General features: G+C 56.3%; 11 protein-coding genes. 8 read left to right on the top strand and 3 right to left on the bottom strand.

Features of this window, described 5'->3' with window-relative positions:
• Nucleotides 1-7: 7 nt before the first annotated feature.
• The 6 genes from LH22_RS14090 to LH22_RS14065 all read left to right on the top strand — a co-directional run bounded on the left by LH22_RS14090 (nt 8) and on the right by LH22_RS14065 (nt 6,694).
• A complete protein-coding gene (locus LH22_RS14090; RefSeq protein ID WP_038647507.1) occupies nt 8-619 on the top strand; it encodes a DUF2291 family protein in 612 nt (203 codons plus the stop codon).
• Complete coding sequence (locus LH22_RS14085) at nt 619-2,133, top strand: sugar ABC transporter ATP-binding protein (RefSeq protein ID WP_038650177.1); 1,515 nt, start codon at nt 619-621, stop codon at nt 2,131-2,133. The genes LH22_RS14090 and LH22_RS14085 overlap by 1 nt, the downstream gene beginning before the upstream one ends.
• A 2-nt stretch (nt 2,134-2,135) precedes the next feature.
• Nucleotides 2,136-3,236 carry an ABC transporter permease gene (locus tag LH22_RS14080; RefSeq protein ID WP_038647505.1) on the top strand — a complete coding sequence of 367 codons (1,101 nt, stop codon included), beginning with the start codon at nt 2,136-2,138 and terminating at the stop codon, nt 3,234-3,236.
• A gap of 197 nt (nt 3,237-3,433) precedes the next feature.
• Nucleotides 3,434-4,264, top strand: a complete 831-nt coding sequence (locus tag LH22_RS14075) for a transketolase (protein ID WP_034821964.1) — start codon at nt 3,434-3,436, stop codon at nt 4,262-4,264.
• Nucleotides 4,257-5,201, top strand: coding sequence for a transketolase family protein (locus tag LH22_RS14070; protein WP_038647503.1), 945 nt, complete (start codon nt 4,257-4,259; stop codon nt 5,199-5,201). Before LH22_RS14075 ends, LH22_RS14070 begins: the two co-directional genes overlap by 8 nt.
• Before the next feature lie 2 nt (nt 5,202-5,203).
• Nucleotides 5,204-6,694, top strand: coding sequence for an FGGY family carbohydrate kinase (locus LH22_RS14065; RefSeq protein WP_038647502.1), 1,491 nt, complete (start codon nt 5,204-5,206; stop codon nt 6,692-6,694).
• Nucleotides 6,695-6,816: 122 nt separating this feature from the next.
• Here the strand turns inward: LH22_RS14065 and LH22_RS14060 are convergent, their stop codons facing one another.
• Nucleotides 6,817-7,551: a flagellar brake protein gene (locus LH22_RS14060; protein ID WP_038647501.1), complete on the bottom strand. Its 735-nt coding sequence runs from the start codon at nt 7,549-7,551 to the stop codon at nt 6,817-6,819.
• A 186-nt stretch (nt 7,552-7,737) separates the two neighbouring features.
• Here LH22_RS14060 and LH22_RS14055 point away from each other — a divergent pair, with 186 nt between their 5' ends.
• On the top strand, nt 7,738-7,986 hold the full coding sequence (locus tag LH22_RS14055; RefSeq protein ID WP_038647498.1) for a GlsB/YeaQ/YmgE family stress response membrane protein: 249 nt from the start codon (nt 7,738-7,740) through the stop codon (nt 7,984-7,986).
• A 61-nt stretch (nt 7,987-8,047) separates the two neighbouring features.
• Here the strand turns inward: LH22_RS14055 and LH22_RS14050 are convergent, their stop codons facing one another.
• Both LH22_RS14050 and treA read right to left on the bottom strand, forming a co-directional pair.
• Nucleotides 8,048-10,144, bottom strand: a complete 2,097-nt coding sequence (locus LH22_RS14050) for a TonB-dependent siderophore receptor (protein WP_038647496.1) — start codon at nt 10,142-10,144, stop codon at nt 8,048-8,050.
• A 401-nt stretch (nt 10,145-10,545) separates the two neighbouring features.
• Nucleotides 10,546-12,225, bottom strand: a complete 1,680-nt coding sequence (gene treA, locus LH22_RS14045) for an alpha,alpha-trehalase TreA (RefSeq protein WP_038647494.1) — start codon at nt 12,223-12,225, stop codon at nt 10,546-10,548.
• Between the two features lie 206 nt (nt 12,226-12,431).
• Between treA and ghrA the strand changes: the two genes are divergently transcribed.
• Complete coding sequence (ghrA, locus tag LH22_RS14040) at nt 12,432-13,370, top strand: glyoxylate/hydroxypyruvate reductase GhrA (RefSeq protein WP_038647493.1); 939 nt, start codon at nt 12,432-12,434, stop codon at nt 13,368-13,370.
• Nucleotides 13,371-13,374: the final 4 nt, after the last annotated feature.

The following is a 13,374-nucleotide window of genomic DNA, read 5'->3' as shown; positions in this document are numbered from 1 at the left end:
GGTCGGCATGAAGGGAAAAGCAGCAGCCGGGGTGATGGTTGGGCTCTTATCGCTGATATTGACCGCCTGCACCGTGGTGGATCTCGATGCAAACGGCAATCCCATCATGCCGAAAGATCCGAATGCCAAACCCGGCTACAGCAACCAGACGCCACAGCAGATTGCCGAATCGAGCTGGGCCAGCCGGGTGCAGCAACCGGCTGAGAAGCAGGCGCTGAGCTGGGCGGATATGGAAACCAAAAGTCATACCGTTAAGGCAGGGGGCAGCGAAAGCGTGTTTGTGCGTGCCGGAGGAACCGTCACCGCCTTTGATAACAGCAACGAGCGGGAACGCAGCCTGACCGTCACCATCAATGGCAAACCGGTCAAGGTGTTGATTGGGCCGGTACTGCGCAGTAATGCAATTCGTGATGCGGCGGGCTATCGCTTTGAAGAGTTCACCAATCAGGTGCAATACGCACAGCTGACTAAAGCGTTGAACCGCCATGCCGTCCAGCAGCTACCGCCGGTGGATGCCAGTTGGGTCGGCAAACCGGTGCAGGCGCTGTTAGCCGTCAGTATCGAGTCGAATCAGGTGGATGACGTGGTGGCGATTCAGTTGCAGCAGGGGAATCCATGATGAGCGATGAAATCATCCTGCAGGCCAAACAGATGTCGATGTTGTTTCCAGGCACCCTGGCGCTGGATCGTGTCGATTATCGCGTGTGGCGCGGCAAAGTGAACGTCATCATCGGCGAAAACGGGGCGGGGAAATCCACGCTGATGAAGATCCTCGCCGGGGTACAGCAGCCCACCAGCGGCGAAATGTTCCTTAACGGCGAAAAAGTGGTGTTGAGCAGTACGCGAGACGCCGCCCGTCACGGTATTGGCATGGTGCACCAGGAACTCAACCTGTTTGAAAACCTGAGCGTGGCGGAGAACATCTTTCTGGGACGGGAAATCCAGCGCGGCATCAGCCCGATTAACGAAGCAGAACAGAAGCGCCGTACGGCTGCGTTATTGCAACGTCTCGACCAGCCAATTTCACCGGACGAGATGGTCGGTAACCTGAAAGTGGGTCAGCAGCAATTGGTGGAAATTGCCAAAGCGCTGGCAGAAAACGCCGACATCTTAATTCTGGATGAGCCGACCTCGGCGTTGAGCAAAACCGAAGTGGAGATTCTGTTCCGCGTGATCCGTGAACTGACGCGGCAGGGGGTTTCCATCATTTATATCTCACATCGGCTGGAAGAGCTGATGGCGATAGGTGATGTGATTACCATCCTGCGTGACGGACGTTTTCAGGCGGAAGCGAAGGTCAGCGAAATCGATGTCCCCTGGATCGTGCGTGAAATGCTCGGCAGCGAACCGGTGAGTAACTTTCTGCCGCCTAATCGTCAATTCGGGGCGGCGGTGCTGGAAGCCGAGCACATCACCTGTGTCAGTGCCCATGGCAATACGCTGGTGGACGATGTCAGTTTCAATGTTCGCGCCGGGGAGATCGTCGGCATTTATGGCCTGATGGGCGCGGGACGCACCGAGCTGTTTGAGTGCCTGCTCGGCAGCCAGCGCAACTATCTCGGCAAACTGTGGCTGGACAGCAAACCGCTACCCACACGCTTGCCAACGGCCGAACGTATTCGTATGGGCATGAGCCTGGTGCCGGAAGATCGTAAACGGGCCGGTATTTTCCCGGTCTCCTCCGTGGCCAGCAATCTCACCATTGCCAGCTTATGGCGACGATTATCGCATCGCACCGTGATCTCCGAACAAGCTGAACGCGAAGCGGTAAACAGTACGGTAGGCAATCTGGCCATCAAAATCTCGTCGCCCGACGTGGCGATCAGTGCGCTGAGTGGCGGCAATCAGCAGAAAGTGGTGATTGGCCGTTCATTGCTCACCAATCCACGTTTACTGCTGCTGGATGAGCCCAGCCGGGGCATTGATGTGGGTGCCAAAGCGGAAGTGTTCCGCATGATGGTGAAACTGTCAGAGCAGGGCATTGCCGTGGTGTTCTCCACCTCCGATTTAAAAGAAATTATGGCCGTCGCCGATCGCATTCTTGTGATGTCTGGCGGCAAGTTGACAGCTGACCTGCCGCGCGCGGAAGCGGAAGAGGCGGCGCTGGTTAAAGCAAGTGCACAGGGGTTCTGAGCATGAAAAACAATGGCGCAATGGCGCTCGCTTCGCCAGGTAAGGTTTTCAACTCGCGTGAAGGCATGATTCTGCTGCTGTTAAAACTGCGCACCTTTATTGCGTTGTTCCTCATCGTCGGCTTCTTTGCTATTAGCGTGCCTGATTTCCTCGCCGTGGGCAGCATGGTGATCATGGTCAAACACATCGCCATCAATGCGTTTCTGGCGCTCGGCATCACCTTTGTCATTATCACTGCGGGTATTGATCTCTCCATCGGCGCCACGCTGGGCCTGTGCGGCATGATTGCCGGCTGGTTGATTACCAAAGGTATTGTGTTGCCGATGTTTGGCATCGCCATCTTTCCCAGCGTTTGGGTGATTGTGCCCGTGGTGTTAGTGGTTGGCGGACTGATTGGCGCGGTGAATGGCTGGATCATCACCAAATATAACGTGGCCCCGTTTATCTGCACGCTGGGCACCATGTACATCCTGCGCGGGGCGGCGATGCTGACCTCTGGCGGCGAAACCTTCCCCGGCTTGCAGGGCAATCCGCTGCTGGGTAACACCGGTTTCGACAAAATCGGTGCGGGGTATTTTCTCGGCTTACCGTGGGCGATCTGGATGATGGTGGTGCTGGCGTTAGTGATTGCCTATGTGGCGCGCCGCCTGCCGTTTGGCCGTCAGGTGTATGCGATTGGTGATAACGAGCGTGCGGCGGAACTCTCCGGCGTCAAAGTGAAGTCGGTGAAAATCTGGGTTTACACCCTTTCAGGTTTCTGTGCGGCGATTGCCGGCATTGTGGTGTCTTCGCAGCTGGTGGCCAGCCATCCGGCGAACGGGACTTCATTTGAGATGAATGCGATTGCGGCAGTGGTGCTCGGTGGTACTTCACTGGCTGGCGGACGCGGCACCATTCTCGGCACGCTGGTGGGGGCCTTTGTCATCGGTTTTCTGGCGGATGGCCTGATCATGATGGGCGTCAGTGAGTTCTGGCAAATGGTGATCAAAGGCATCGTGATTATCGTGGCGGTGATCATCGATCAGATGCAAAGCCGCATGCAGCAAAAAGCCGCCGTGGTGGCGCAGAAGGCATTGATTCAGGAAGGTGAGGCCAAAGGTTAATCATTACCCGTCATAAGCTGAGCCGCAGGTGCGTGGGTTGCACTTGCTCACCCCAGTCACTTACCTGAGTAGGCTCCTGGGGATTGACGAGTTGGCCGCCTTCCCGCAACTCAGCTTATTTAGGGTAAAAATCTGGGTAAATTTTTTTACCTGTTTTGAATATATATTCAATAACGCTTTAAAATGCAGAGGTGTCTATGAATCCTTTCAAATATTCGGTGGCGGACCTGGCAGCGAAAGCGCGCGCCGTACGTCGCCGCATCATCCAGCTCAATGCCGGTAGTCCGGCGGGTGGACACACCGGTGCCGATCTCTCTCAGGTCGAAATCCTGACGGCACTCTATTTCCGCATCCTGAATTGCGCGCCGGATCGCACCAACGATCCGCAGCGTGACATTTACATCCAGTCGAAAGGCCATGCGGTCGGCGGCTATTACTGTGTGCTGGCAGAGGCGGGTTATTTCCCAACCGAGTGGCTGCCCACTTACCAGCATTCGGATTCACATTTGCCGGGCCATCCGGTGCGGCAGAAAACGCCGGGCGTGGAACTCAACACCGGTGCACTGGGGCACGGCTTACCGGTGGCGGTGGGTATTGCGCTGGCGGCGAAGAAAGACAACAGCGACCGCCGCATCTTCGTGGTAACCGGCGACGGTGAACTGGCCGAGGGCAGTAACTGGGAGGCTGCGCTGGTGGCGGCGCACTACAACCTCGATAACCTGGTGATCATCAACGACAAGAACAAACTGCAGCTGGCAGGGCACACGCGCGACATCATGAACACCGATCCGCTGCCGGATAAATGGCGCGCCTTCGGCCTGGAGGTCACTGAGTGCAACGGTAATGACATGGCTTCCGTGGTGGAAACCATTGAAAACCTGCCACGTAACGGCAAACCGCAGGTGATTGTGGCGCATACCGAGAAAGGCTTTGGCATCTCCTTTATTCAGGGCAAACCAGAGTGGCATCACCGTGTGCCGAAAGGGGAAGAGATCGAACTGGCACTGGAGGAATTAAAAGATGAGTAATGCAAAACACCTGGCCACGGTGATGGTGGAAGCCTTTATTGACGCGGTCAATCGCGGTGTGGATCTGGTGCCAGTGGTGGCGGATTCCACCTCAACGGCAAAAATATCACCTTTCATTAAGGCGTTCCCGGATCGCCTGATCAACGTCGGCATTGCGGAACAAACGCTGGTGGGCACAGCAGCTGGTCTGGCAATCGGTGGTAAAGTGGCGGTGACCTGTAATGCCGCACCGTTCCTGATTTCCCGCGCCAACGAGCAGGTAAAAGTGGACGTTTGCTACAACAACACTAACGTCAAACTGTTTGGCCTGAATGCCGGTGCCAGTTACGGACCGCTGGCCAGCACCCACCACAGCATTGATGATATTGCGGTGATGCGTGGCTTCGGCAATATCGAGATTTACGCGCCATCCTGCCCGCTGGAGTGCCGCCAGATCATCGATTATGCCCTTGCGCATGTGGGGCCGGTTTACATCCGTCTGGATGGCAAGGACCTGCCTCAGCTGCACGACGAAAACTACCAGTTCCGTCCCGGTCAAATCGACGTCTTGCGTGAAGGCAACGACATCGTGCTGGTGGCGATGGGTTCCACCGTGCATGAGGCGGTGAGCGCGGCTGAGCAATTGCATGCACAGGGAATCAGCGCAGGTGTGATCGCCATTCCATCAATTCGTCCCTGCGATACCCAACAGCTGCAAGAGCTGTTAAAGCATTATCCGGCGGTGATCACCGTAGAGGAGCACAATGTTAACGGCGGCGTCGGCAGTCTGGTGGCCGAAGTGTTGGCTGAAGGCGGCTGCGGCATTCCGCTGTTACGTTTGGGCATCCCCGATGGTCAATACGCGATTGCTGGCGACCGTGCCTCCACGCGCGCGCATCATGGTATTGACGCCGCCAGCGTGGTGAAGAGTGCAGTGCGCATGTGTGCAGGAGCGTAAACATGGCGGGTCCATTAATACTGGCAATTGATGAAGGTACCACGAACGCGAAAGCCATAGCGGTGGACCGCGCAGGCAAGGTGGTGGCGCGCGGCAGCCAGCCTCTGACGCTAGCCCATCCGCAGCCCGGATTGGCCGAACAGGATCCGCTGGCGATCTGGCAGGCGGTGAAACAGGCGATTGAAAGCTGTCTGGTGCAGTGCGGCGGGGCAGAGGTGGCCGCCGTCGCGATCAGCAATCAGCGCGAGTCGGTGCTGATCTGGCAGCGCCGCGACGGGCAACCGCTGACGCCGCTGGTGAGCTGGCAGGATCGTCGCTCAGAAGCGTTTTGTCGTGATTTACGCATGGCGGGTAAAGCGCCACGCATCACCGGCTTAACGGGCCTGGCGGTCGATCCGATGTTTCCCGCAGGCAAACTTACCGGGATGCTGGCGGCGATACCGGATGGCCAGGCGCGTGCGCAGGCCGGTGAACTCTGCATTGGCACGGTAGATAGCTGGCTCAGCTGGCAACTCAGCGGCGGCGAAAGTTTTATTACCGATCACGCGAATGCGGCCCGCACCCAACTCTACAATTTGCACAGCGGTGACTGGGATGAGGAACTGCTGACGCTGTTCCATATCCCGCGCGCGGCGCTGCCACATATTGTGCCCTCCGCCAGTGCGCAGGGTGTTGTCACGGTACAGGACATCGCCGGACTGAAAGCGGGTACGCCCATTTTGTCGCGCATTGGCGATTCCCATGCGGCACTGCAGGCACAACGCAGTGCGGGTGAAGAGGTGGTGAAAGCCACTTACGGCACTGGTTCATCGCTGATGATGTCAATGGCCACACCTTTGCTGACCGAAAACGGCCTCAGTACCACGGTGGCGTGGCACGATGGCACGCTGCGATTTGCCTTTGAAGGCAACATCACCCATACCGGTTCAGGCGCGGCCTGGCTGGGACGCATGCTGGGCATTAGCGATCCGCGTGAACTGACGGCAATGGCGCAGCGCAGCGAGCATAATCAGGGCATCTATTTCGTGCCTGCCTTGTCAGGCCTGGGCGCGCCCTGGTGGGATTTGAAGGCGCGCGGCATGGTATGTGGCCTTACCGATGCAGCCACGCCAGAGGTGCTGGCGCGCGTGGCGCTGGAATCGATCACCTTCCAGATTGCCGATGTGTTCTTCGCGATGGAGCAGGCCAGTGGTATGCAGTTGCCCGCGCTCTGTGTCGATGGCACGGCCACCGAAAACAGTTGGCTGATGCAGTTACAGGCAGACGTGTTGCAGCGGCCGCTGAAACGTGCCCCCACCGCTGAAGTCTCCGCCCTTGGTGCCGCGCTGCTGGCGGGGCGCTCATTAGGCTGGTGGCAGCAGGGCAGTGATATGCAGGCGTTGCAGGGTGGCAGCGTGATTGAGCCGCGCAGCGATCGCGCGACCATTATGCAGGAGAATTATCGCGGCTGGCTGGAAGCGGTGGCGCGTTGTCGCTATCAACCGCACCATTAATCTTTATCGTCTCAAAGACAACGTATCGCACGAGGGCGAGTCACACCGCGCTTGCCCAGGCGTGATAAATCATGTCGAAGAGAAATCTGCGGGATTCACTCTGATCCCCGCATGTTACTCAATTACTGGAAGCGATTGGCTTTGTCGCGCGCCAGACGCTCCAGCGCAAAGATCACCTGCTGTAGCTGGCGTTCCTGCACCGGCTCAATGGCGGTAAAGCGGAAGCTAAGACGGGGGGTTGTGCGGGTTTCATTCTTGCTGGTGACGGTGCTGCGCTCGCCAATATGCAGCAGCTGTGCGGTGACCTCAAAATGACCGTATTCGCCCAATTCCACACGCAGGTTCTTAAAGGTATCACCCCGATTCAGGCCTTCAGGCAAGCTGTCATCCAGCAATACGCCCGCGCCACCGAGAGAGAGATCCTGTAAACGAAAACGCGCTTTGCTACCATCCGGCCACTGCGTATGGCAGTAAAACACCGGTTCCATCGGAGCTGAAACCCGGAAAAACTCACGACGCTGAATCTGCCACAGCAGTTGAGGCAGCGGGGCAGCGAAAGCCGGTAAGCCCTCAAACTCGGTGCGTTCCAGTTCAATTAAGCCAAATTCCACTTTGGCACCCTGGGTTTCTGCCGCGATATTCACTTCGCCGCCTTGCAGCGCTAAATCGTTATCCAGCGCATTGCTGCCGAGATCGAAGATCACGCGATCCTCATCCGCATCCAGCATGCGGCTGATAAACTGACCGCGCGAAAAACTGACCATTAAAGGGGTCTGGAAACGCAACAAATCCTTCATTACGTTTAAAACAGCAAGGGTGCCTCGTTTGAGATATTGTTCGTTATCGGCGTCTTTCACATCCTGCTCCACTTATCCGATTGTTATTATCACGGGTGACACGGCTATCGAACTGTTATCGACGTTTTAACAAAAAGCTTTAGCCTGCTAACTCTCTATTTACTGTGATGTTCCTCAAGCAGATTAAAAATATCCGACTATACTAATCGCAGTGAACACCTTGATTCATAACGTAAGGAGCAGTAAATGGGTATTCTTTCATGGATTATTTTTGGTTTGATTGCCGGGATCATCGCTAAATGGATCATGCCAGGTAAAGATGGCGGCGGATTCATCATCACTGTGGTACTAGGGATCGTCGGCGCGGTGGTTGGCGGCTGGATCAGTACCCTGTTTGGCTTCGGCAAAGTTGACGGTTTCAACTTTGGCAGCTTCGTGGTGGCGGTAATTGGTGCCATCGTGGTGCTGTGGATCTATCGTAAAGTTCGAACCTAGTAGCGCACTCTGATTTTATGAAATCCGCATCCCCAACGGGATGCGGATTTTTTTATGGCGGTTAGAAATCGTAACCCACGGTGGCGGTAATGGTCCGCTCCGCACCGCGATAGCAGTATCCGGTGCCATAACAGGCGGCGAGATACTTTTTGTCGGTCAGGTTATTGGCATTCACCTGCAGCCATGCCCCTTTCAACTGTGAATCCCATGCACCGAGATCGGCCCGTACGGATGCATCAAACAGCGTCACTGACGGCAAACGTGTGGTGTTTTCATTATCAGCCCACTGCTTACCGATATAACGCACACCCGCACCGGCGCTCAGCCCGTAATCAAACTGATAGTGACCCCAGAATGACGCCATGCTGTTCGGCGTGACGTAAGGCGTATGGCCATCATTTCCGTCAACGGAATCTTTGAAACGCAGATGGTTCAGCGTGTAACCGGCAATGGTGCTGAGTCGCGGCGTCAGTTGATTACGTGCTTCCAGCTCAATGCCCTGCGAATGCACTTTGCCGGAAGGGCTGTAGGTGCTGTCCACCACGTTACGGTTCGCCACATCGTTTTGCGTCAAATCGTACAGCGCGATGGAGTACATATCGCGTGTGCCCACAGGCTGGTATTTCACACCGGCTTCATACTGCTCGGAAGTGGTTGGCTTCAGCTGATTGCCGTCTGGGTCGGTCAAAGAAGCCGGGGTAATCGCCTGGCTCCAGCTGACGTAAGGTGAGATGCCGCTGTCGAACGCATACAGCAGCGCAGCACGGCCGCTGACGTGGTCATCCTGGCGACGACTGGTGCCATTATTGGAGACGATGCGATCGTAGCGGCCAGAGAGATCCAGATGCCAGCGATCCAGCTGTAACTCATCCTGTAAATAGAGTCCGGTTTGATAGTAGCGGCGAGTCGATTCGGCCCAGCTGTAATCTGGCATCGCGCCAACGGCTTCACCGGTCCATGGATTCAACGAACTGGCATATCCGCCGGCATTGCTCAAGTCGTTCTTGTAACGATGGTACTCCGCACCCAAAATCACACGATGCTGCACAGCACCAGTGGCGAAATCAGCCTGCAGACGGTTGTCGTTGGCCCATGCGCTAAGCGAAGAACGTTCACCGGAGTAGTAGCGCGTCAGCAAATCAGGATTGGTGGCGTCCCAGCCAATCTGATACACCTGATCGAGATCGACATTAGAGTGGCTATAGCTGGCGGTGGAGTAAACAGACCACACTTCATTGAAGCGGTGCGAGAAGTCATAGCTGTAAATCTGTTCGTGGCGTTTGAACTGATCCAGTGCGCTGTCGCCCTCATAGAAACTGTCACTCAGCTTGCGGCCGTTGTGGCTGTAAAGCGTGCCTTCAGCCGGTACGGAACCGTGATAACCGCCGGATGGATCTTTTTGCAGATAGGCACGCAGCACCAGACTGGTGTCTTCGCTGGGTTGCCACAGCAGCTGTGGCGAAATCGCATACTTTTCTTCACGGGTGTGATCGTATTGCGTGTCGCTGTTACGCGTGATGCCGGTGAGACGGAAGGCCCACTGATCGTTAATCGCATTGGTGTAGTCAAAGGCGGCGCTGTTGGTGGCGTTGGTGCCGGTCGACAGGCGGAAATGGCCCTCTTCAGCAAACTGCGGCCGCTTGCTCACCTGATTGACTAACCCGCCCGGCACGGTCTGGCCGTATAGTGCGGAAGAGGGGCCTTTGATCACATCAACGCGGTCGAGGAACCAGTTATCCACCTGCAAGATGTTGAAGCTGCCGCCATCACTCATGATGCGCAAGCCATCCAGGAAGGTGTTGTCGACATCGCCGCCATGGAAACCACGTAGCGCGATGGTGTCATAACGGGTGGCGGCGCCGCCGAAGTTGGTGAATACGCCCGGCGTATAGTTCAGTACCTGATTGAGATCCTGCGCACCCTGATCTTCCATCTGCTGGCGTGTTACCACCGAGATGGACTGCGGCGTGGTGATCAGCGGCTGATCGGTTTTACTGCTGCCGCTGCTGCGGGTGGCGAGATAGCCTTGCGTCGGTGAGCTGGCGCTCTCTTGCGGTTGCGCAGTGACCACGATGGACTCTTCCGCGAAGGTTGCGGCGGGAAGGGCCAGAGCTAGTGCGCACAGCACGCGGCTACGATTGAGGGTAAAAAGCGTCATCGAAAATCCTTTAACAGGAAGCAGGTAAAAAGCAGCACTGAACCGGCACTGCCGAAAATTGAGAATGCGATTAAAATTAAGAGTGAGAATTATTATCTTTTAGTGAGGTGTGTTTCAAGTTGTTAATTTGAGTTAAAGAGATTGTGTGGACATGAACAGGAAGGGTGGCGTAGCGAGCACGGATTTAAGTGAGTAATGGTTTCAAGATTCAGTCATACAATCTGTCGCGGTGCGTGAGGGTGTGGAAACCTGAGGTGATGACTTCACTGCGTTAAGTGGTGACATCGCATGCCTGAGGGGATGGTATTAAGCCCCTTGGCTTTGACAGCGCGAACCGATTGCGCTGCTACCGTTTGACAAACAAAGCAGTAGCAGCGGTTTTATTTAAAAGAGTAAGAGGGTTATTTCCCCGCACTCAGCACGGGCATATTCGGGATATCGCTCGCGTTATTACAGGTGTTATCTTTCGGGCAGTATTTATCCAGTAGTTTGAGCGTCACGCCATTGGTCCAGCCGAAGCCGTCCTGCAACGGATATTCACCGCCGCCACCGCCGCCCAGTTGCGCGCCTTCCACCACATACTTTTCAACCAGCTTGTGCTCTTTGTTGTAAGTGGCCTGCACGTTCTGCAGGAAGCGCTGACCAATTTCCTGCGCCAGCTTCGGTTGCTTGTAATGTTCCAGACCTTCCACCGCCACCCATTGCAGCGGCGCCCAGCCATTTGGTGCATCCCATTGCTGACCATTATTAACGGTCGTCGTCACCAAACCTCCCGGTTTCAACAGCTGTTTCTCAACCGCTTTGGCGGTGCGGTCCGCCTGTTTTTCACTCGCCACCTGCATATACAGCGGGAACAGGGTAGCGGCGGTTAACTGCGGATGAATGTGTTTTTTCTGCCAGTCATAGTCGGCGTACCAGCCTTGCTTCTCATCCCACAGATAACGATTAATCGCCGCCTGACGTTTTTCAGCATCGGCCGCGAACTGTTTGGCTTTGTCATCCTGCTGTGCCAGCTTCGAGGCTTTGGACAACACCTGCTCCAGATGGAACATCAGGCTGTTAAGATCGACCGGTGCCAGCTGGGTGGTACGGATCGAGGCCAGATTGTGGGCATCGGTAAACCAGCGAGAGCTGAAATCCCAACCGGAGGCCGCACCGGCACGCAGATCGCGATACACCTGCTGTTTATTGCGATCTGGCGCTTTGTTGGCGGTATTCACATCGTCGAGCCAGGACTCGGTGCGAGGAGCGTCGCGGTCATCCCAGTAACGGTTAAGCAGCGTGCCGTCACCCAGTTTAATCACGCGCTTGCTGGCTTCTCCGGCCGCGACTTTATCGCTGTCCGCCATCCAGTAGTCATACTCTTTCTGCAACTGCGGCAGATACTGGCGGTAAACATCATCACCTTTGTGCGTCGCCAGCAGATCCACCATCAGGCTAAAGAACGGTGGCTGTGAACGGCTGAGATAATAGCTGCGATTGCCGTTCGGGATGTGGCCGTATTTATCCAGTTCGGTGGCGAAGTTATCCACCATATCCTGCACGCGATCCCAGTGCCCGCTCTCGGCGAGGCCCAGCATGGTGAAGTAGCTGTCCCAGTAATAAACTTCGCGGAAACGGCCGCCGGGGACCACATAGGGTTTCGGTAGCGGCAACAGGGAATCATACGGGCTGGCGGTCGGTGTTGATCGTGTCAGCACCGGCCACAGGCCGTTGATATGTTCACGCAGGCTTTGTCCGGCAGGTGGCACGTATTTGTCCTGCTCTTTAGGCTGGGTGAAATTAGCGTCCACGAAATGCTTGAGGTCGAAGTTGCGCTGGCTCTTTTGCATCTGCCAGTCCGCCAGTATCGAAGAAGGATTGTACTTCGGAACCGCATCGGCAAAGGTTTTCTGATCCGGATAAAATTTTGCCTGCTGTACCGCATTAAACAGAGGCCCAAGGCGGATATCGGGCGGCTGGGGCTGGCTGCTTAGCATTCGGCTGGTATCTTCCGCCTGCGCAACAGAGGCGCCGGCCAGCAGCGCCGCGCTCAGTAACAACGTCAGTGGCGCGGGCGTGAATTTGACATTTTTTATCATCGGTTTTTCTCCTTGTCCGAAAAGGTGGTGTGCTAACACATTGACCACCCGAACAACTTTAGTCGCTAACGCGCCGCTTAGCCGCCTCAAGCCATGGAAATGTGAAGCCGCGGGAATTAATCACGCAAGAAATTGCATTAACACTGAGGTTTTTACTTGCCCTTCATTGCTATTTGCCTGAGGCTGAAGGAAAAAAGGAGAGCAGTATGGAGATTATCTGGTATCACCCGTCGCAAGCCCCCGATCGCTGGCTTGCGGGACTACGTCAGCGTTTACCGCAAGCCAACGTGCGCTACTGGCAGCCGGGCGACACGGCTCCGGCGGATTATGCCATCGTGCGTTCACCGCCCATCGAGATGCTGGCTGGCCGTCCGTTAAAAGGCGTGTTTGCCATGGGCGCGGGCGTCGACGAAATTCTTAAGCAACTGCGCGCCCATCCTGAAATGCTTGCCGATGACGTGCCGCTGTTCCGCCTCGAAGATACCGGTATGGCGCGTCAGATGCAGGAGTATGCGAACTGGTGCGTGCTGGGCTGGTTCCGCCGCTTTGCCGACTACCGTCAGCAGCAGCAACAGGCGCACTGGCAACCACTCGACACAGCGGATCGCGCCGACTTCACCATCGGCGTGCTCGGTGCGGGAGTGCTGGGCAGTAGCGTGCTTGAAAGCTTACGTCAGTGGGGCTTCCCGCTGCGTTGCTGGAGCCGCTCGGCTAAGCAGATTGATGGCGTGCAAACCTTCCACGGTCGCGATCAGCTGGATGCGTTTCTCGATGGCACTCAGGTGCTGATCGACCTGTTGCCCACCACGCCGGAAACCACCAACCTGATCGATGAAAAGTTTCTGCGCGTGTTACCGCAGGGTGCCTTTTTCCTCAATCTGGCGCGCGGCGCGCACGTGGTGGAAGCCGATCTGCTGGCCGCATTGAACAGCGGTCAACTGGCGGGTGCGGCGCTGGACGTGTTCCAGACTGAGCCGCTGCCAGCGTATCACCCGCTCTGGTCTCATCCCCATGTCACATTGACGCCACATACTGCGGCGATTACGTTGCCCGGCGAGGCGATGGATTTCATTGCCGGTGCCATACTTGCTCTGGAGCAGGGGGATCAACCGGGTGGTTTAGTCGATCGCCAGCGCGGTTATTAATTCA

Source organism: Pantoea rwandensis (assembly GCF_000759475.1).
Classification (GTDB): domain Bacteria; phylum Pseudomonadota; class Gammaproteobacteria; order Enterobacterales; family Enterobacteriaceae; genus Pantoea; species Pantoea rwandensis_B.
The sequence above is the reverse complement of the archived record's forward strand: the minus strand, read 5'-3'. Positions and strand labels throughout refer to the sequence as shown.

Bases quoted from the DNA above. Each gene is read 5' to 3' on its own strand.
- LH22_RS14075 (WP_034821964.1), top strand. From the start codon at position 3,434: ATGAATCCTTTCAAATATTCGGTGGCGGACCTGGCAGCGAAAGCGCGC.
- LH22_RS14085 (WP_038650177.1), top strand. From the start codon at position 619: ATGAGCGATGAAATCATCCTGCAGGCCAAACAGATGTCGATGTTGTTT.
- LH22_RS14080 (WP_038647505.1), top strand. From the start codon at position 2,136: ATGAAAAACAATGGCGCAATGGCGCTCGCTTCGCCAGGTAAGGTTTTC.
- LH22_RS14065 (WP_038647502.1), top strand. From the start codon at position 5,204: ATGGCGGGTCCATTAATACTGGCAATTGATGAAGGTACCACGAACGCG.
- LH22_RS14090 (WP_038647507.1), top strand. From the start codon at position 8: ATGAAGGGAAAAGCAGCAGCCGGGGTGATGGTTGGGCTCTTATCGCTG.
- LH22_RS14050 (WP_038647496.1), bottom strand. From the start codon at position 10,144: ATGACGCTTTTTACCCTCAATCGTAGCCGCGTGCTGTGCGCACTAGCT.
- LH22_RS14055 (WP_038647498.1), top strand. From the start codon at position 7,738: ATGGGTATTCTTTCATGGATTATTTTTGGTTTGATTGCCGGGATCATC.
- ghrA (WP_038647493.1), top strand. From the start codon at position 12,432: ATGGAGATTATCTGGTATCACCCGTCGCAAGCCCCCGATCGCTGGCTT.
- LH22_RS14070 (WP_038647503.1), top strand. From the start codon at position 4,257: ATGAGTAATGCAAAACACCTGGCCACGGTGATGGTGGAAGCCTTTATT.
- treA (WP_038647494.1), bottom strand. From the start codon at position 12,225: ATGATAAAAAATGTCAAATTCACGCCCGCGCCACTGACGTTGTTACTG.